This window comes from Geobacillus sp. LYN3 (assembly GCF_003064505.1).
In the GTDB taxonomy this organism is placed as follows: domain Bacteria; phylum Bacillota; class Bacilli; order Bacillales; family Anoxybacillaceae; genus Parageobacillus_B; species Parageobacillus_B toebii.
Genome location: NZ_QCWL01000001.1, coordinates 2,497,437 through 2,516,565, shown reverse-complemented (window position 1 = coordinate 2,516,565; position 19,129 = coordinate 2,497,437). Strand labels below are relative to the sequence as shown.

21 protein-coding genes are annotated in these 19,129 nt (G+C 41.2%); 19 read left to right on the top strand and 2 right to left on the bottom strand.

Annotated elements, in window-relative coordinates; genetic code table 11:
* The first annotated feature begins 20 nt into the window (after nucleotides 1–20).
* The 18 genes from yqfD (at nucleotide 21) to DCC82_RS13135 (ending at nucleotide 16,002) form a co-directional block, all read left to right on the top strand.
* A complete protein-coding gene (yqfD, locus tag DCC82_RS13220) occupies nucleotides 21–1,208 on the top strand; it encodes a sporulation protein YqfD (RefSeq protein ID WP_015864537.1) in 1,188 nt (395 codons plus the stop codon).
* 2 nt (nucleotides 1,209–1,210) lie between these two features.
* Entirely contained in the window at nucleotides 1,211–2,173 is a 963-nt protein-coding gene (locus DCC82_RS13215) for a PhoH family protein (protein WP_015864536.1), read from the top strand.
* Between the two features lie 54 nt (nucleotides 2,174–2,227).
* Nucleotides 2,228–4,333 (top strand): HD family phosphohydrolase, encoded by a 2,106-nt coding sequence (locus tag DCC82_RS13210; RefSeq protein WP_015864535.1) that lies wholly within the window; start codon nucleotides 2,228–2,230, stop codon nucleotides 4,331–4,333.
* Nucleotides 4,330–4,800, top strand: coding sequence for an rRNA maturation RNase YbeY (ybeY, locus tag DCC82_RS13205; protein WP_015864534.1), 471 nt, complete (start codon nucleotides 4,330–4,332; stop codon nucleotides 4,798–4,800). The genes DCC82_RS13210 and ybeY overlap by 4 nt, the downstream gene beginning before the upstream one ends.
* 3 nt (nucleotides 4,801–4,803) lie before the next feature.
* Nucleotides 4,804–5,157: a diacylglycerol kinase family protein gene (locus DCC82_RS13200; protein WP_015864533.1), complete on the top strand. Its 354-nt coding sequence runs from the start codon at nucleotides 4,804–4,806 to the stop codon at nucleotides 5,155–5,157.
* 47 nt (nucleotides 5,158–5,204) lie between these two features.
* Nucleotides 5,205–5,684, top strand: coding sequence for a cytidine deaminase (locus DCC82_RS13195; protein ID WP_015864532.1), 480 nt, complete (start codon nucleotides 5,205–5,207; stop codon nucleotides 5,682–5,684).
* A complete protein-coding gene (era, locus tag DCC82_RS13190; protein ID WP_097354755.1) occupies nucleotides 5,677–6,585 on the top strand; it encodes a GTPase Era in 909 nt (302 codons plus the stop codon). Before DCC82_RS13195 ends, era begins: the two co-directional genes overlap by 8 nt.
* A 98-nt stretch (nucleotides 6,586–6,683) precedes the next feature.
* The gene (locus DCC82_RS13185) at nucleotides 6,684–6,827 is read left to right on the top strand and encodes a YqzL family protein (protein WP_015864530.1); all 144 of its coding nucleotides are present in this window, start codon (nucleotides 6,684–6,686) and stop codon (nucleotides 6,825–6,827) included.
* 29 nt (nucleotides 6,828–6,856) lie between these two features.
* A complete protein-coding gene (gene recO, locus DCC82_RS13180) occupies nucleotides 6,857–7,648 on the top strand; it encodes a DNA repair protein RecO (RefSeq protein ID WP_015864529.1) in 792 nt (263 codons plus the stop codon).
* 126 nt (nucleotides 7,649–7,774) lie between these two features.
* Nucleotides 7,775–8,404, top strand: a complete 630-nt coding sequence (ccpN, locus tag DCC82_RS13175; RefSeq protein ID WP_015864528.1) for a transcriptional regulator CcpN — start codon at nucleotides 7,775–7,777, stop codon at nucleotides 8,402–8,404.
* A 20-nt stretch (nucleotides 8,405–8,424) separates the two neighbouring features.
* Nucleotides 8,425–9,225 (top strand): pyruvate, water dikinase regulatory protein, encoded by an 801-nt coding sequence (locus DCC82_RS13170; protein WP_015864527.1) that lies wholly within the window; start codon nucleotides 8,425–8,427, stop codon nucleotides 9,223–9,225.
* A gap of 311 nt (nucleotides 9,226–9,536) precedes the next feature.
* Nucleotides 9,537–9,986, top strand: coding sequence for a YaiI/YqxD family protein (locus DCC82_RS13165; protein WP_062677207.1), 450 nt, complete (start codon nucleotides 9,537–9,539; stop codon nucleotides 9,984–9,986).
* Nucleotides 9,987–10,023: 37 nt separating this feature from the next.
* The gene (dnaG, locus tag DCC82_RS13160) at nucleotides 10,024–11,829 is read left to right on the top strand and encodes a DNA primase (protein WP_015864525.1); all 1,806 of its coding nucleotides are present in this window, start codon (nucleotides 10,024–10,026) and stop codon (nucleotides 11,827–11,829) included.
* 31 nt (nucleotides 11,830–11,860) lie between these two features.
* Nucleotides 11,861–12,985 carry an RNA polymerase sigma factor RpoD gene (rpoD, locus tag DCC82_RS13155; protein ID WP_015864524.1) on the top strand — a complete coding sequence of 375 codons (1,125 nt, stop codon included), beginning with the start codon at nucleotides 11,861–11,863 and terminating at the stop codon, nucleotides 12,983–12,985.
* An 80-nt stretch (nucleotides 12,986–13,065) separates the two neighbouring features.
* Nucleotides 13,066–13,605: a hypothetical protein gene (locus DCC82_RS13150; RefSeq protein WP_015864523.1), complete on the top strand. Its 540-nt coding sequence runs from the start codon at nucleotides 13,066–13,068 to the stop codon at nucleotides 13,603–13,605.
* A gap of 126 nt (nucleotides 13,606–13,731) precedes the next feature.
* Nucleotides 13,732–14,094: a cytochrome c550 gene (gene cccA / locus DCC82_RS13145; RefSeq protein ID WP_097354754.1), complete on the top strand. Its 363-nt coding sequence runs from the start codon at nucleotides 13,732–13,734 to the stop codon at nucleotides 14,092–14,094.
* Between the two features lie 85 nt (nucleotides 14,095–14,179).
* Nucleotides 14,180–14,884, top strand: coding sequence for a tRNA (adenine(22)-N(1))-methyltransferase (locus tag DCC82_RS13140; protein WP_015864521.1), 705 nt, complete (start codon nucleotides 14,180–14,182; stop codon nucleotides 14,882–14,884).
* Nucleotides 14,881–16,002 (top strand): Nif3-like dinuclear metal center hexameric protein, encoded by a 1,122-nt coding sequence (locus tag DCC82_RS13135; RefSeq protein ID WP_015864520.1) that lies wholly within the window; start codon nucleotides 14,881–14,883, stop codon nucleotides 16,000–16,002. The genes DCC82_RS13140 and DCC82_RS13135 overlap by 4 nt, the downstream gene beginning before the upstream one ends.
* A gap of 41 nt (nucleotides 16,003–16,043) precedes the next feature.
* Here the strand turns inward: DCC82_RS13135 and DCC82_RS13130 are convergent, their stop codons facing one another.
* On the bottom strand, nucleotides 16,044–16,991 hold the full coding sequence (locus DCC82_RS13130; protein WP_015864519.1) for a 4-hydroxy-3-methylbut-2-enyl diphosphate reductase: 948 nt from the start codon (nucleotides 16,989–16,991) through the stop codon (nucleotides 16,044–16,046).
* A 93-nt stretch (nucleotides 16,992–17,084) separates the two neighbouring features.
* Nucleotides 17,085–17,615, bottom strand: coding sequence for a VrrA/YqfQ family protein (gene vrrA, locus DCC82_RS13125; protein WP_097354753.1), 531 nt, complete (start codon nucleotides 17,613–17,615; stop codon nucleotides 17,085–17,087).
* 180 nt (nucleotides 17,616–17,795) lie between these two features.
* Between vrrA and DCC82_RS13120 the strand changes: the two genes are divergently transcribed.
* The gene (locus DCC82_RS13120) at nucleotides 17,796–19,103 is read left to right on the top strand and encodes a DEAD/DEAH box helicase (protein WP_015864517.1); all 1,308 of its coding nucleotides are present in this window, start codon (nucleotides 17,796–17,798) and stop codon (nucleotides 19,101–19,103) included.
* Nucleotides 19,104–19,129: the final 26 nt, after the last annotated feature.

Here is a 19,129-nt window from a genome sequence, read left to right as displayed (position 1 = left end):
GTTTCATAGGAGGAAATACGATGAAAAACCAATGGATGAACTTATTGGTAGGTAGCGTAAGGGTGAAAGCGCAAGGAAAAGGGGTAGAACGATTGATTAATGCGTGTGTGCGCAACGATATTGCGATTTGGAATGTAAAAAAGCATGGCGATCATATTGCGACGTTTTTTATTTTACTAAAGGATGTCAGACGATTGCGCGTTGTCGCCCGCAAAAGTGATTGTAAACTTTATTTTGTTGGAAAAGCGGGATTTCCGTTTTTTCTAAAAAAAATGCTAACGAACTCAGGATTTTTAGTCGGAGTATGCTTCTTTTTTGTTATCGTTTTTTTCCTTTCAAATATGGTATGGGGAATAGAAATTAAAGGCGCAAAACCGGAGACGGAATACCGCATATTGAAAGAACTAAAACAAATGGGAGTGGAAAAAGGAGCATTGCAATTTCTCATCGATGATCCGGAAACGATTCAAAAGAAATTGACCGATCGTATGGATGTCGTTACATGGATCGGTGTGGAACTTAAAGGGACGACGCTTTATTTTCAAGTTGTGGAGAAAAATCAACCGAAAGAGCCTGAAAAAATTGGTGTTCGCCATTTAGTGGCGAAAAAAAAGGCGGTTATTACGGACATGTTTGTTGAAGAAGGCCAATCACTTGTTTCGGTGAACGATCATGTGACAAAAGGGCAGTTATTAGTATCTGGAATCATTGGGAAGGAAGGGCAAACAAAACTTGTGCCAGCGCGAGGAAAAATTTTTGGCGAAACATGGTACAAGTCTACCGTTGTTCTACCGCTTCATGCAAAGTTCGGAGTATTAACGGGAAAATATATGGAAAAACATTATATAGCGATGAAAAATATTTCCATTCCGATATGGGGATTTCAAAAGCCTGCATTTCACTATTATGAAATAGATCAACAGAAAAGGCCGCTCCGCTTTTGGAAATGGGACTTGCCTATTTATTATGAACGCGTCATCTTTCGGGAAAAGGAGGAAGTAGAGCGCAACTATACATGGGAAGAAGCGTTCGCAAAAGCAAAGGAACTTGCTCGCGAGGAATTAAAGGCAAAATTGCCGGAAGATGCATCGATTAAAGGAGAAAAAGTTTTGCATCAGACGAAAGAGAATGGTAAAGTAAGGGTAGAATTGCATTATCAAGTGATTGAAAATATCGCAATACCACAACCAATAGTTCAAGGAGATTGAGAATGTCAGAGGAGTTTGTAACAATCAGTCAGCAATTAGAAAATGCGAACGAAGCGATTGCACTTTTCGGCATTCATGATGCCCATCTAAAACGGATGGAACAAGAACTGGGAGTGTCCATTGTAACACGAGGAGAATCGGTGAGCGTTTCTGGTACCCCCGAACAAGTACAGCTTGTTGATGACCTGCTGCGCCACTTGTTGATCATTGTCCGGAAAGGCATTTCCATTAGTGAACGAGATGTGATGTATGCGATTCAATTAGCGAAAAAAGGAGCGCTCGACTATTTAATTAATTTGTACGAGGAAGAAATCACAAAAAACGCCAAAGGAAAATCCATTCGTGTAAAAACGTTAGGACAGCGCCATTATGTTACCGCCATTAAACAGCATGATCTTGTTTTCGGAATAGGACCTGCCGGAACAGGAAAAACGTATTTGGCGGTGGTGATGGCTGTCCGTGCGTTAAAAAACGGTCAAGTGAAGCGTATTATTTTAACTCGCCCGGCGGTAGAAGCAGGAGAAAGTTTAGGATTTTTACCGGGAGATTTAAAAGAAAAGGTGGATCCATATTTGCGCCCTCTTTACGATGCGCTGCATGATGTATTGGGAGTAGACCATACGCAGCGGTTAATTGAACGAGGAACGATTGAAATCGCGCCGCTAGCATATATGCGGGGGAGAACGCTCGAAGATGCTTTCGTCATTTTAGATGAAGCACAAAATACGACACCGGCACAGATGAAAATGTTTCTAACAAGATTAGGCTTTGGCTCCAAAATGGTCATTACCGGTGATATTTCGCAAGTCGATTTGCCAAAAGGCGTGAAATCAGGACTTGCCGTCGCAAAAGAAATATTGACGGCGGTCAGCGGTGTATCCTTTGTCTTTCTAGAACAAACAGATGTTGTGCGTCATCCGCTAGTGGCTAAAATTATTGAAGCGTATGATGAAGCTGGCATATAGAGAGAAAAGACCCGTTTTCAAAGGGTCTTTTCTTTAAAGTGAGGGGAAAAACCGTTGGAAAGGATTCGTTTTTTTCTGGAGCATGTTAACCATGTTCGTTTTGTTCGTTATCTTTTGTTTCTGTTTTTAGGGCTTTTTCTATTTGCGGTGTTATATGATCAAGCAAAACCGCATCAATATGAACTGCGCCTGTTCGATATTGCCACCGAAACGATTCGTTCGCCAATTACGATTGAAGATAAGGAGACGACAGAAAGGCTAAAAAAGGAAGCGGCAGATAAAGTAACGGATATTTATACATTAAAAAAAGAATATGCCGAAAATCGTGTTGATTTAATTTCGTCGCTATTTACAACCATTGTTGAAATTCAAAATGAAATCAAGGAAGAAAAAAAAGAGCCGACGAAAATGATGGATGCGCTAAAGGAACGTCTGCCGCAAGAATGGTTTTCTTATTTGTCCGCAGATGAATGGGAAAAGTTGCTTCATGCAGCTCCAGAAGACATCGAAACGGCAAAAGAAGCGGCGGTAACGGCTGTCCATTCCATTATGGCCGAGCGCATTACGCAATCAGAATTGGAGAAGGCAAGGGCAAAAGTACAAGATGAATTGAAGTATGTCATGCTTTCGCCTTCATTAAAAGAAATTGTTGTCAAGCTGACAAAACAAGCAATCATTCCAAACGTTATTTACGATCGAACCGCTACAGAAGAAAAGCGAAGACAGGCGATGGATGAAGTAAAGCCGGTAAAAATTTTGCAAGGACAAGTCATTGTCGAGGAAGGACAATTTATTACAAATGAAATTTATCATCAGCTGCAGCTTGTCGGCTTATTGCAAAATGATCGCTCTTTTCAGCCTCTTATCGGTCTTTTTCTTTTCGTGTTATTATTGCTATCGCCTGTTGTTTATTACTTTGGACGAGAGCAGGCGAACAAGAATTTGTTTGTATATACGGCCATTTTTACGATTATGCTTCTTGTGATGAAACTCGTTCGTCTCATTCCGGAAAGTGATGTGTTCTCCACTGGGTATCTTGTGCCGGTTGCTTTCGGCACCATGCTCGTCCGTATTTTCATCGGGGAACGAATCGCAATTATGACAAGTATTCTTTATGCCATATGCGGAAGCTTAATGTTTAACGAGGGAATGGGCGTAAATGGCACTATTCAAGTTTCGTTAGCGATTTATTTGGTGACAAGCGGGTTAGCAGGAAGTTTCTTTTTACATAAACAGCTTCGAAGAGCGAAAATTTGGCAGGCAGGAGTATTTGTCGCTTTCATTAATATGGTTGTTATGCTAGCATTAACCTTGCTTAAAAATGGCCATTATTCGTTAACAGAGATCGGCATGTTTCTGCTGATGGCGTTTGCTTCTGGCATTTTCTCAGCGATTTTAACTATTGGGCTTTTGCCGGTTTTTGAGGCGTGCTTCGGTATTTTGTCATCGATGAAATTAATTGAATTATCGAATCCAAATCATCCATTGCTTCGCAAAATTTTAACGGAAGCTCCTGGGACGTACCATCACAGCATCATGGTTGCTAATTTAGCGGAAGCGGCTTGTGAAGCGATTGGAGCAAACGGTTTATTAGCGCGTGTTGCTTGCTATTATCATGACATCGGGAAAACGAAACGGCCGCAGTATTTTATTGAAAACCAAATAGGCGGTAATCCACATGATCACTTATCGCCACAGTTAAGCAAAAATATTATTCTTGCCCACGTGTCTGATGGGGTGGCCATTTTAAAAAAACACCGCATGCCGAAAGAAATTGTTGACATTGCTGAACAACATCATGGTACAACATTATTAAAATATTTTTATCATAAAGCACTTGAGCAGACGGGCTATGTGTTAGAGGAAGAATTTCGCTATCCTGGCCCGAAGCCGCAAACGAAGGAAGCGGCGATTATTAGCATTGCGGATAGCGTGGAGGCAGCGGTACGATCGCTTTCTAATCCGTCTCAGGAGGAAATTGGAAAAATTGTCCGCAGTATTATTGCGGAGCGATTGCAAGATAATCAATTGAACGAGTGTGATATTACGTTAAAAGAACTTGAAATGGTTGCAAGATCGCTTTGTGAAACACTAAATGGCGTATTCCATTCACGGATTGAATATCCAGAAATTCGAAAGGAAAAGGTGAAACACGCATGATTCTCAACATCGATTTTATCGATGAAACGAACGAAGTTACAAAAGAGCAAATGAATATCATCGAACAGTTGTTAAACTACGCGGCAGAAATCGAACATGTCCCTAGCGGAGCGGAAGTGGGCATTTCGTTTGTAGATAACGAGCGGATTCGCATCATCAATCGCGACTATCGGGGAAAGGATCAGCCGACCGATGTTATTTCCTTCGCTCTCGAGGAAAAAGGCGAAGGAGAGGTGGAGATTGTCGATGCGGATATTCCCCCGCTGCTTGGCGATATTATTATTTCAATTCCGAAAGCAAAAGAACAGGCGAAGGAATATGGGCATTCGTTCATGCGCGAGCTTGGATTTTTGGCGGTGCACGGTTTTTTGCATTTGTTAGGATATGATCATAAAACAGAAGAAGAAGAAAAAATAATGTTTTCAAAACAAAAAGATATTCTAGAACGATATGGGTTAACGAGATAAAATATGAACTGGAAGGACGAAAAAAAGCGGTTTGCTTGCGCATGGGCAGGAGTGATGGCTGCGGTAAAGGAAGAAGTGCATATGCGCATCCATATTGCGCTGGCTGTTGTTGCGATTATTGCTGCAGCAATCTTTCACATTTCTAGGATGGAATGGCTTATTCTTTTGTTAACGATCGGAAGTGTCATTGCTTTGGAATTAATCAATACGGCAATTGAACGTGTAGTTGATTTAGTGACGGCCGACTTCCATCCTTTAGCAAAAGCAGCAAAAGATATCGCTGCAGGCGCCGTTTTGGTCGCTGCGATTGTTGCTGTTATTGTTGGAATCACCATCTTTCTGCCATATCTCGTATAATCAATGAGTGGGAAAATTCTAATTTTTCTGTTATATTTTCATCAAGAATGATGAAATTTACAAAGATTTTTTGTAAAATAAAAGTAAGGAAGCTTATTGCTTCCCAAGTTGTGAAAGGAAGAGAAACATTGAAAATAAACGAACTCATAGAAGAAGCAAAAAAAGCAAGAGGATACGCTTATGTTCCTTATTCAAAATTTAAAGTTGGCGCCGCTTTGTTAACAAAAGACGGCAAAGTGTATCGCGGCTGCAACATTGAAAATGCTGCTTATAGCATGTGTAATTGTGCGGAACGAACTGCGCTTTTTAAGGCGTATTCGGAAGGGGATAAAGAATTTGCTGCACTTGCTGTTATTGCTGATACGCCCCGTCCGGTACCGCCGTGTGGTGCATGTCGCCAGGTTATTTCTGAGCTATGTCCAAGTGATATGAAAATAATATTGGCAAATTTAAACGGGGATATCACCGAACTAACAGTGAAAGAACTACTACCAAATGCTTTTTCAGCGGAGGATTTGCATGAATAAGGAAGGATATAAATCAGGATTCGTTTCTATTGTTGGTAGACCGAACGTTGGAAAATCGACATTTTTAAATCGCGTCATCGGTCAAAAAATCGCTATTATGAGCGATAAGCCGCAAACGACGCGCAATAAAATTCAAGGTGTTTACACGACAGATGATGCACAAATTATTTTTATTGATACGCCAGGAATGCATAAACCAAAACATAAACTTGGCGATTTTATGATGAAAGTAGCGCTAAATGCGTTAAGAGAAGTGGATCTCATTTTATTTATGATTAATGCAGAAGAAGGATTTGGACGCGGTGACGCATTTATTATTGAACAGCTTAAAGAAGTAAATACGCCAGTGTTTTTAGTCATCAATAAAATTGACAAAGTTCATCCGAATGATTTACTGCCACTCATCGATCAGTATAAAAACCTTTACCCATTCGCTGAGATCATTCCGATTTCAGCATTGCAAGGAAACAATATCGAAACATTAGTGGAACAAATCAAAAAATATTTGCCAGAAGGTCCGCAATATTATCCACCTGACCAAATAACAGATCATCCGGAACGGTTTATCATTGCCGAGTTGATTCGCGAGAAAGCGCTTCATTTAACGCGTGAAGAAGTTCCGCATTCCATTGCTGTCGTGGTAGAAACGATTGAGCGGCGCGAAGATAGCGATACAGTGTATGTCGGCGCGGTGATTATTGTAGAACGAGATTCGCAAAAAGGAATTATTATTGGAAAACAAGGACGAATGTTAAAAGAGATCGGGCAGCGAGCACGTATGGATATTGAAGCGCTTCTTGGGTCAAAAGTATTTTTAGAACTATGGGTAAAAGTACAAAAAGATTGGCGCAATCGGTTAGCACAGCTGCGTGATTTCGGATTCCGGGAAGAAGAGTATTAATTAGAAAATTTTATGCAACATAAACGTTTCCTAGCGTGGTCAACCTATAATTAGACGGGAAAACAAGCAATGCTGCGGGCGGAAAGAGGTGTGGTTACATGCTTGAATTTACTTGGAAGTTATTTAGTCAAACCGGCAACATCGACACCTATCTTCTTTTTAAAGAGCTAGAAAAAGAACAGCAACCTAGTGGCGATGAGCAAGAAACGGAACTAAAGGAAGTCGATCAACCTATTTTTTGATTTGTGTTTTAGGGTCGGTGGTGATACGATTGTTTGAAAAATGTGAAGCAATTGTCATTCGCGCAATCGATTATGGCGAAACAAATAAAATTGTCACATTCTTCACGAGAGAATGGGGAAAGGTGGCTACGATGGCACGCGGAGCAAAAAAGCCAAGTAGCCGCCTTTCTGCCGTTACACAACCGTTTACGCATGGCTATTACTTAATTCAAAGAAGCCGCGGTGTCGGTGTTTTACATCAAGGAGATATTATCGATTCGATGCGAACGATCCGCGAAGACATTTTCACTGCAGCATATGCCTCTTATATTGTGGAGATGACAGATAAAGTAACAGAAGAACAGCAGCGCAATCCGTATTTGTTCGAGCTGCTTTTGCAGACATTACAATATATGAATGAAGGGCTCGATTTAGAGATTCTTGCTTGTATTTATGAAATGAAAATGTTATCTGTAATGGGGATTCCTCCTAAATTAGACCATTGCGCTGTATGCGGCCGGACAGAAGGAAAGTTTTCTTTTTCCATAAAAGAAGCTGGATTTCTTTGCCACCGCTGCGAGAAAACCGACCCGTACCGAATTCCGCTTTCCGCAGCTTCTGTAAGGCTATTGCGCTTATTTTACTATATAGATTTATCAAGGCTTGGTACAATTTCTGTAAAAGAGGAAACAAAAAAAGAGCTTCGCGCCGTTCTTTCGTCCTATTATGATGAATATTCGGGATTGTCGTTAAAAACAAAGCGATTTTTAATGCAAATAGATGAACTAAAAAAGATTGGCTATCCTTATCAAAATCAAACGGAAAATGGAAGCGGCGGATGAAAAAGCGGTCATTAGTTGTCTTTATAAAGACAAAGTTTCCTTCTTTAAAACAGAGTGTAGTATAATAAAATAATAAATGGATGAGAAGATAATATGATCCAGCTTTTCATAAGGTGGTGAGCAGCGATCGAACTGAATAAACGCCAAGAACAAATTTTGCAAATTGTCAAGGATCATGGTCCGATTACAGGTGAAAGTATCGCTGAAAAGTTGAATTTAACAAGAGCGACATTACGCCCGGATTTAGCGATATTAACAATGGCTGGTTATTTAGAAGCACGACCTCGAGTAGGGTATTTTTATACAGGAAAAACCGGATCTCAACTGCTTGCCGATAAAATAAAAAAGATAAAAGTAGGTGACTATCAATCTATCCCGGTCGTTGTTAATGAAAATGTCAGTGTATATGATGCGATTGTCACCATGTTTCTTGAAGATGTCGGCACATTATTTGTCATCGATGATGAATCGCTTTTAGTTGGTGTTTTATCGAGAAAAGATTTATTGCGTGCAAGTATTGGCAAACAGGAGTTAACAACGATTCCTGTCAATATTATTATGACGAGAATGCCGAATATAGCGGTTTGTTATAAAGACGACCCGCTTATTGAAGTAGCGGAACAATTAATTGAAAAACAGATTGATGCGATGCCGGTAGTGCGAAAAACAGAAAAAGGATATGAAGTCATTGGGAGAATAACGAAAACAAATATGACAAAAGCGCTCGTTGCGCTAGCGAAAGACGATTTGTTATAGGACAAAAAAGGAGGAGGAAGATGAATCAGCGCCTTGTTTATGTTGTTTCCGATTCAGGAGGGGAAACGGCGGAACTCGTAGTGAGAGCAGCGGCAAGCCAGTTTTATAATTCTCACATTCAATTAAAGCGCGTGCCGTATGTGGAAGATAAGACGATGCTAGCGGAAGTGGTTGCATTAGCAAAAATGAATCAAGCAATTATTGCGTTTACGCTAGTTGTTCCGGAAATGCGCCAGTTTCTTATTGAGGAAGCTGCACGCGAAGGAGTAGTGGCGTACGATATTATTGGACCGCTTATTGAAAAAATGAGCGATTTATTTAAGTTGACGCCACGATATGAGCCGGGACAAGTGCGTGTGCTTGATGAGGATTATTTCAAGAAGATTGAAGCGATTGAATTTGCCGTGAAATATGATGACGGACGTGATCCGCGGGGAATTTTGCGTGCTGACATTGTGTTAATCGGTGTATCGCGCACCTCTAAAACACCGTTATCCCAATATTTAGCGCATAAGCGATTGAAGGTGGCAAACGTGCCGATCGTACCAGAAGTCGAGCCGCCAGAACAACTTTTTAAAGTACCTCCCGAAAAATGTTTCGGATTAAAAATCAGCCCGGAAAAACTGCTTTCGATTCGCCGTGAGCGCCTAAAATCGCTCGGATTGAACGACCAGGCTATTTATGCGAACATGGATCGCATTAAAGAAGAACTTGCTTATTTTGATGGGATAGTGAAAAAAATTGGCTGTGATGTTATCGATGTAACCAATAAAGCAGTCGAAGAGACAGCAAACATTATTATGAAAAAAAGAAGATTATAGCACATTCACGATAATGTGAACTGTGCTTTTACTTTTTTATAGCATATTTTCGCCATTTGTATTATAATAAAAAATTGCGAGAAAAATGAACAATGCAGGTTTAGAGTGCATAAAGAACGAGTAAACTATTTATAGCCAACTTGTCAATAGGAAAGGAGAAATCTTTTTCGACAAAATTCGTTTATTATATAGGAGAAAAAGAAGGATTTTCGAGAACGGTGTAGAATAATAGGAGGTGTGAATCTGATTGCTCGATTGACTTTGATCCGAAGCGGAGCTGGCAATATGATGACAGCAATCAGATCTGGACATTGAGACCGACCGTTTTTGTGGACGCGGATGCTTGCCCAATAAAAAGTGAAATTTTCTCGCTTGCTTGTAAATATAATATACCAAGTGTGTTTATTTCTTCGTACAATCATTTTTCTCCCTTCCAGAAAATGAAATGGGTATATGTCGATACAGAAAAAGAAGCGGTGGATTTATATATTTTGAATCATGCCGCAAGAGGAGATGTAGTTGTTACTCAAGACATCGGGTTGGCAAGCATGCTTGTTAACCGTGGTGTACATGTGATTTCTCCGCGTGGAAATGTGTACGAAGAAGGAGAGATGGATAGCGCTCTTTATCATCGTTATCTTCAAGCAAAACAGCGAAGGCAAGGTGTATACCCAAAGGGAATGAAGCGGTTTTCTGATCGCGATCGTTGCCTTTTTCTGCAAAATTTCGAAAAAATTTTGTCGAAACTCGAAGGAAAATAGACATAGGTCGAGAATAATAAGATACGGAGTTGTTTATATGGGATACCGTATTCCCGAGGAAACGATTGAAGCGATTCGTCGTGCTGTTGATATTGTCGATGTAATTAGCGATTATGTCCAATTGAAAAAACAAGGACGTAACTATTTTGGATTATGCCCATTTCATGGGGAAAAGACGCCATCGTTTTCGGTTTCCCCAGAAAAGCAAATTTTTCATTGTTTCGGCTGTGGGGCCGGTGGAAATGTATTTTCGTTTCTAATGGATATTGAAGGAATTTCCTTTATTGAAGCAGTAAAACGATTAGCGATAAAGGCAAACGTCGATTTAGCGGATTTAGAGCTGGACGATGCGAATAAACAAAGCCGTGCTGATACGGGCGAAACAAAAATAATGGTAGAAGCGCATGAGCTTCTGAAAAAATTTTACCATCATTTGCTTGTAAATACAAAGGAAGGACAGGAAGCTTTTGATTATTTACAGGCGCGTGGATGGACAAGGGAAATTATTGATCAATTTGAAATCGGCTATGCCCCTGATTCATGGGATTTTGCCGTCAAACTTTTATCAGGGCGCGGTTTTTCGCTCGAGCTGATGGAAAAAGCCGGGTTAATTATTCGAAAAGAAAACGGCGGTGGCTATTTTGACCGTTTTCGTCATCGAATTATGTTTCCGATTCATAATCATCATGGAGATGCTGTTGGTTTTTCGGGCAGACTTCTTGGAGAAGGTCAGCCGAAATATTTGAACAGCCCGGAAACACCCATTTTCCATAAAGGAAAAATTTTATACAATTTTCATCAAGCGCGTTTACATATTCGAAAACATCAAGAAGCCATTTTATTAGAGGGATTTGCTGATGTCGTTTCCGCTGTGCAAGCAGGCATTGCCCATTCAGTAGCAACGATGGGAACAGCGTTAACGGAAGAGCACGCGCGTATTCTTCGACGCAATGTCGATACCGTTATTATTTGCTATGACGGTGATGCTTCAGGAATAGAAGCGACATTCCGCGCAGCGGAGCTGTTAGCAGATGCAGGCTGTCATGTGAAAATTGCAACAATTCCCGACGGTCTTGACCCAGATGAATATATAAAGAAATATGGTTCAGATCGATTTCGCCGTGATATTATTGATGCCAGCAGTTCGCTGATGGCGTTTAAAATGATGTATTTTCGCAAGGGAAAAAACTTGCAAAATGAAAATGATAAAATTCGCTACATTGAAGAAGTACTTCAAGAAATTAGCAAATTATCGAATCCCATCGAGTGGGATTACTATTTACGGCAGTTGGCTGACGAGTTTTCCCTTTCGTTATCTGCTTTGCAAGAGCAGTTGAATCGTCATCGAAATAATAAAACACATTCTAACAATGCGCAAAGCAAAGAGGCGCCGAGACCGCCGCTACAAAAGAAGCTTCTTCCTGCCTTTCAAAATGCTGAACGAATGTTGCTTGCCCATATGCTTCGCAGTCGTGATGTGGCTATGATTGTTCAGCAGACGATTGCAGGGGCATTCAATATCGAAGAACATCGGGCGATTGCTGCTTATATTTACGCATTTTACGAAGAAGGGAATGAGCCTGATGTCAGTTTGTTGCTTTCGCGTCTTCCTGATGATTTGAAACCTCTTGTGACAGAACTGTCGCTATTGTTGATCACTGATGAAATTTCCAATCAGGAACTGAACGATTATATGCGGCATGTGTTGAATTACCCAAAATGGTTAAAGCTAAAGGAAAAAGAACAAGAAAAAATTGAAGCAGAGAGAAAAAAAGACTTTTTAACTGCTGCGCGCATTGCAAAAGAGATCATCGAAATGAAAAAGATGTTATCATCTTCGTAATATTATGTTATAAGTTAAAGGAGGTAGTGAAATGGCTGAAAAACCAGCTCGTTCAAAACAAGCCGATGCAGACGTAACATTTGAACAAGCGAAAGAACAGCTGACAGAGCTTGGTAAAAAACGCGGTATTTTAACATATGAAGAAATTGCTGAACGTTTATCCGGTTTTGATCTTGATTCTGACCAAATGGACGAATTTTACGAATACTTAGCTGATCAAGGGATCGAAGTCATTAGTGAATCTGATTTAGACGCTGATCCTGATATCGATGATTTATCAAAAGAAGAAGAATTTGATTTAAATGATTTATCGGTTCCTCCTGGCGTAAAAATTAACGATCCTGTGCGCATGTACTTAAAGGAAATCGGGCGCGTTCCACTACTGTCTGCTGAAGAAGAAATTGAACTAGCGAAACGAATCGAACAAGGCGACGAAGAAGCAAAACGCCGCTTAACAGAAGCAAACCTTCGTCTTGTTGTTAGCATTGCTAAACGTTACGTCGGTCGCGGCATGCTATTTCTTGACTTAATTCAAGAAGGAAATATGGGGCTTATTAAAGCAGTCGAAAAGTTTGATTATCGTAAAGGATATAAATTTAGCACTTATGCAACATGGTGGATCCGTCAAGCAATTACGCGTGCGATTGCTGATCAAGCACGGACCATTCGTATACCAGTGCATATGGTGGAAACCATTAATAAACTTATTCGCGTGCAACGGCAATTACTTCAAGATCTTGGACGTGAACCAACTCCAGAAGAAATCGCTGAAGAGATGGATTTAACTCCAGAAAAAGTGCGCGAAATTTTAAAAATCGCCCAAGAACCAGTTTCTCTTGAAACGCCAATTGGCGAAGAAGATGATTCACATTTAGGTGATTTCATTGAAGACCAAGAAGCGACATCGCCATCCGAGCATGCGGCCTACGAGCTGTTAAAGGAACAGCTAGAAGATGTATTAGATACACTTACAGACCGCGAAGAAAACGTGCTTCGTTTGCGTTTTGGGCTAGACGACGGTCGTACGCGGACGCTCGAAGAGGTCGGAAAAGTATTTGGTGTTACCCGCGAACGCATTCGTCAAATTGAAGCAAAAGCGCTTCGCAAGTTGCGTCATCCAAGCCGCAGCAAACGGTTAAAAGACTTTTTAGAGTAGCCACTTTCTAAATAGTTTACTTCTTGTACTATTTGAGAAGTAAACTATTTTTCCTTTCCTTTTCGAGAGGCCGATTAATTATGAACAAACAAAGGCGCGAAATTATTGTACGGGAAATTGAATATTGGAAACGTTCTCGCCTCCTTCCAGAGCAATATTGCGATTATTTGCTGGCATTATATACGGAGGGCGAGTATAAAAAATGCCCAAGCGACATCCTCCGAACTCGTCAACGGGGGATGATCCGTTTCCTTTTAGTGGCATTCATTTGTCTATTGTTGCCAGCAAATGCTCTTGTCATTTATTTTACTGAATTGTCATTCGTTTTGCAAATGCCCCTTTTATTTCTTTTTTTCTTTATATGCGTCATAGCTGCATGGATGTGGAAGGGACAAGGAAATATTGTTCATATCCCGCTTATTAGTGGTGCGTTCATTTTTCTTATTGCATCGATCGAAGTTGGCGAATATTATTTTCCGAAACAAAAAGCGGTTATTGCATCGATTGTTTTCGTAAATTGTTTATTATGGATCTTCGTAGGAAAGCGGTTCCGTTTTCTTTATTTGTTTATATCCGGTGTAATCGGAATAGGGGTTTTAATTGTTTTTCTTTTATTTTAACTTTTTGGCAATTTTGTCGTAGAATGAGATTAGGGGCTTTTCCTTTGCGGTAATTTACAGTAAAATAAAATTGTTTGTAGCGGTTACATTTGCTGAACAATGGTTATACATAAGGGAGGTAAAAAAATGAATCGAAATCCGTTAATCCCATTTTTCATCATTATGCTGATTGGGATCGGACTTACTCTTGGGCTTTCATTTAAGGGGCTCGGCGATGCAAAGGAACTTGCAAAAGAGAAAAAAGGCGGCGAGAAAACAGAGCAAACGGCTGCGGCAAATCCAGAAGAATTTTATCAACAAACATGCAGCGGCTGTCATGGACAAAATTATGAAGGCGGTGCTGGTCCGGCATTAAAAGGTGTGGGCCAACGGCTTTCGGTAGACGAAATTAAAAACGTGATCCAAAACGGTCGCGGCGCCATGCCTGGAGGTCTCGTTCCGCCGGACAAAGCAGATGAAATGGCAAAATGGCTTTCTAAGCTGAAATAAACAAAAAATCCCTTTGCCTTAGGTGAAGGGATTTTTTGTTTATGATACAATATACAGAAGAGTGAAAGGGATGTGAATAGAAAAGGTGAATGAATTTCGTCTGTCCAAACGTCTTGAAACAGTTGCCTCTTTCATTCCAAAAGGTGCAAAGCTAGCTGATATCGGTTCAGACCATGCATATTTGCCGTGTTATGCATATTTGCATGGATATATTACAAAAGCGGTAGCGGGCGAAGTAGCAGATGGTCCGCTTCGCTCCGCCAAACAACAAGTCGAAAGGACAGGACTAAAAGACGTCATTTCTGTGCGAAAAGGCGATGGATTGGAAGTGATTAAACCTGGCGAAGTGGACTGTATTACGATTGCCGGTATGGGAGGCACATTGATTGCTAACATTTTAGAGGCTGGAAAAGACAAGCTTCTCGGCGTAAAGAGGCTGATTTTGCAGCCGAATGTCGGCGCGCATATTGTGCGCAAATGGATGCTGGACCATGACTGGGAACTGATTGCGGAGCGCATATTGGAAGAAGAGGGGAAAATTTATGAAGTGCTTGTTGCTGAAAAAGGCGATGGAAAAAGGCCATATGAAAATATAGAGACGGAATTATTGTTAGGCCCGTTTTTATTGAAAGAAAAAAATGATGTGTTTTTAAAAAAATGGCGTCATGAACTTGCTCACTGGAAACAGATTTACCGCCAATTAAATGAAAAGGCAGAAACAGAGTCTGCCGTCGCAAAAAAACGAGAACTAGAGAAAAAAATGAAGATGGTTGAGGAGGCATTGCGGTGAACAGAATTCCAAGCGGTCATGAAATCATTCAATTATTTGAGCAATTTGCACCAAAACATTTAGCGATGGAAGGCGACAGAATCGGTTTGCAAATTGGAACGTTAAATAAACCAGTCAAAAAGGTAATGATTGCCTTGGATGTTTTAGAAGAAGTAATCGATGAGGCTGTAGCGGAAGAGGTAGATCTTATTATCGCGCACCATCCACCGCTTTACCGTCCGCTAAAGCAGATCATTACTGATCAAGCGCAAGGACGTATCATTGAAAAATGTATGAAACATCATATTGCCATTTATGCTGCTCATACGAATTTAGATATCGCCAATGGAGGGGTAAATGACTGGTTAGCGGAGGCGTTGGGGCTGGAGCATGTAGATGTATTGATTCCGACGTATGAAGAGCCGCTGAAAAAACTAGTCGTTTATGTTCCGGAGACACATGCCGACCTTGTTCGTGAGGCGATCGGTAACGCGGGGGCAGGCCATATCGGCAACTACAGCCATTGTACGTTCAACGGCCGCGGTATCGGTACTTTTTTACCGCTAGAAGGGGCGAATCCGTTTATCGGGAAATCCGGGACACTGGAGCAAGTGGAAGAGGTGCGTATTGAAACGATTGTCCCGGCTTCCTTGCAAAACAAGGTTATTTCTGCGATGTTAAAAGCACATCCATACGAAGAAGTGGCGTATGACATATATCCGCTTGAAAATAAAGGAAAAGTATTCGGATTAGGAAGAATTGGCCGCTTGCCGGAAGCGATGACACTTGGGGAGTTTGCAGAGCATGTGAAAAAAGCGTTGGACGTTCCGGCGGTGCGTGTTGTTGGCCATTTGCAAGATATGGTTCAAAAAGTCGCAGTGGTTGGCGGTGATGGAAATAAATATATCTCACAAGCAAAATTAGCCGGCGCTGATGTTTATGTGACGGGGGATGTATATTATCATGTTGCGCACGATGCAATGATGCTTGGGCTAAATATCGTGGATCCGGGACATAATGTGGAGAAAGTAATGAAACAAGGGGTCGCTCGCTTTTTAGAAAATGCGTTTGCTAAACATCAGTTTGCAACGACCGTCTGCATTTCGAAAGTGCATACCGATCCATTTACGTTCGTATAAACATATAGCCGATATTCGCTAAACGAATATCGGCCATTGCTTTATTCTTTTTTTGCTTTTACTTTCGGTAAAATTTTTTGCAGCGGTACTTTCCGCTCGCGTTTCCATGTATTAGGATCATTCGGATCAAACTGCTCTAAAAAATCGATTACTTCTTTTGTAATTGGGGTTGGTGTTGAAGCTCCTGCTGTAACGGCTACTTTTTTTGCGTCTTTAATCCAATTAATATCAATTTCTGTTACATCGGCAACGCGGTACGCTTTCGTGCCAGCAATTTCTTCCGATACTTGCGCAAGGCGATTGGAGTTGTTGCTTCTTGGATCGCCAACGACGATTGTGACATCGGCGTCTTTTGCCTGTTCCGCCACTGCCTCTTGGCGGAGCTGGGTTGCCATGCAAATTTCTTTATGCATTTCGACATGTGGATATTTTTCTTTTACTTTTGCCATAATATCGGCAACATCCCATTGGCTCATCGTTGTTTGGTTTGTCACCATGATGCGGTCGTTTTCAATCGTTAGACGTTCCACATCTTCCATCGTTTCGACAAGATGGATGCGCGTCGGATCAATGCCGACCGCTCCTTCTGGTTCGGGATGGCCCTTTTTGCCAATATAAATAATTTCATATCCGTCCGCCAGCTTTTCTTTAATTAAGTTATGGGTTTTTGTCACGTCTGGACATGTCGCATCGATCGTGACAAGCCCTTTTTCGCGGGCGCGCCTTTTCACTTCGGGCGATACGCCGTGCGCAGTAAAGATCACTGTCCCTTTGTCAATTTTTTCTAGAATCTCTAATCGGTTTTCTCCATCGAGCGTAATAATTCCTTCCTCGGCAAATGCGTCGGTAACATGTTTATTGTGAACGATCATTCCGAGAATATAAATCGGTCTTGGCAACGTAGGATCTAATGCTACATTTCTTGCGATTACCATCGCATCAACAACCCCGTAGCAGTAACCGCGAGGGGTAATTTTAATCACTTCCATATTGGTTCCTCCTAAACTCCGACATACGGAGAGACTATCTCTTTCTTTTACATTATATCGGAGAAAGTGGAAGAACACAAAGTATAACACATTTTAAACATATAGTTTTGGCGTAGATGGCTTTGGTGTTTTTGTAGATTGGGATGATTTATTTTCGGATGTTTTCACTTTCGGTACAGTGCGTTTTTTGGATGAAGATGATGTTTTTTTCTTATTTTCCGGAATGTTTTTTTCTGTTTTGTTCTCTTCTTGCTCGGTTGTTTTTAATTCTCTAAATATTTTTACCATAGCTGGAAGGTTTTTTATCAGCGGTCCGTATTGCTGCACCATTGGCATGACGTTTTGTGCGACGCCTAACATTTTTTGGATGTTTGTCAACATGCCGATAAAGCCCCCGCCTGTGTTTGCGCCAGCGCCCGTAGTGGCAGCGGCGTGACGAATCGCAGGTGTTATCCACGGAGATGGAGAAGCGATCGGCCGTCCCCTTGAAAATAATTGCGATAAGAAACCGCCAAAGCCCGGGCGGGGACCGGGTGTTCTCATCATAGGAAAGGAAGGCGGCATTCCTGAAAAGGAGCGTGGCATCGGGGAAAAAGGAAATATCGGTGGCCGGTTGTAAATCATCGCATTTTCCTCCTTTCTAGGCTGAAGTAAGAGAATATCTCTTTCATAAAGTATGCGAAAAAATGGGAAATGTTTTTCGTTTACGGTCTAAGTTGCAGCCTTGTGCAAAAATCAGATATAATGATGAATCGAGTTATTCGGATTTGGTCGTTAAATTGAAGCAGAAGGGAGTAGTGGCGAATGAAGGAAACGTTATTTGAGAGATTTTCATTTCAGCCATTTATTATTGAAGCGATTAAGGAGCTTCGTTTTTATAAACCAACAGAAATTCAGGAGCGCATCATTCCGAGCATTCTTCGCGGCGAAAGTGTGATTGGTCAGTCGCAAACAGGAACAGGAAAGACTCACGCCTATTTATTGCCGATCATTGAAAAAATTGACCCGGATCACGAGGCGGTACAAGCGGTTATTACCGCACCGACGCGGGAGCTTGCAACGCAAATTTACCATGAAATTTTAAAAATTATAAAATTTTGTCCGAGTGATAGACAAATTACGGCACGTTGCTTTATTGGAGGAACAGATAAGCAAAAAGCGATCGAAAAATTGAAAACACAGCCCCATATCGTAGTTGGAACTCCAGGAAGAATTAACGACCTCATTCGCGAACAAGCACTGAATGTTTGGACAGCAACTACACTTGTCGTTGACGAAGCAGACTTAATGTTAGATATGGGATTTATTGTCGATGTCGATCAAATTGCAGCACGCATGCCAAAAGAACTGCAAATGCTCGTCTTTTCTGCGACAATCCCGGAAAAGTTAAAACCATTTTTGAAAAAATATATGGAAAATCCAAAATATGTTCATGTTGCACCAAAGCAAGTCACAGCGGAAAAAATTGAGCACGTTCTTGTGCCGCTTCGCAGCCGTGATAAAGCGAAGCTGCTGCACGAAATGTTAGTTGCGTATAATCCGTATTTAGCAATTGTATTTACCAATACAAAAAAAATGGCGGATGAAGTGGCAGATAGGCTGATCGAAAAAGGGATGAAAGTCGGGATTTTACACGGTGATCTAACTCCGCGCGAACGTAAAAAAATGATGAGGCAAATTCGCGATTTGGAGTTTCAATATATTGTTGCTACCGATCTAGCTGCCCGCGGCATTGATATTGAAGGAGTAAGCCATGTCATTAACTACGAACTGCCAAAAGATTTACAGTTTTACATTCATCGTGTCGGCCGCACTGCGCGCGCTGGTTACACAGGAATTGCGACGACGATTTATGAACCATCGGATCAAGATGCAATAACCAAATTAGAAAAAATGGGAATTGAGTTTCTTCATCGCGATCTTATCCGTGGAGAATGGGTAGATTTGCCGCCTTGGAATCGGCGAAGCAAGCGGGCCAAGCAAGATGGGGAAATAGAGCAGCTTCTTGCGAAAATGAAAAAATCGAAACAAATCAAGCCAGGTTATAAGAAAAAGTTGCTTGCCGAAATAGAAAAACAAAAAAAGCGGTTGCGGCGTTTAAAGAAACAATAACATGTTAAACAGGAAAGGGAGAAGAG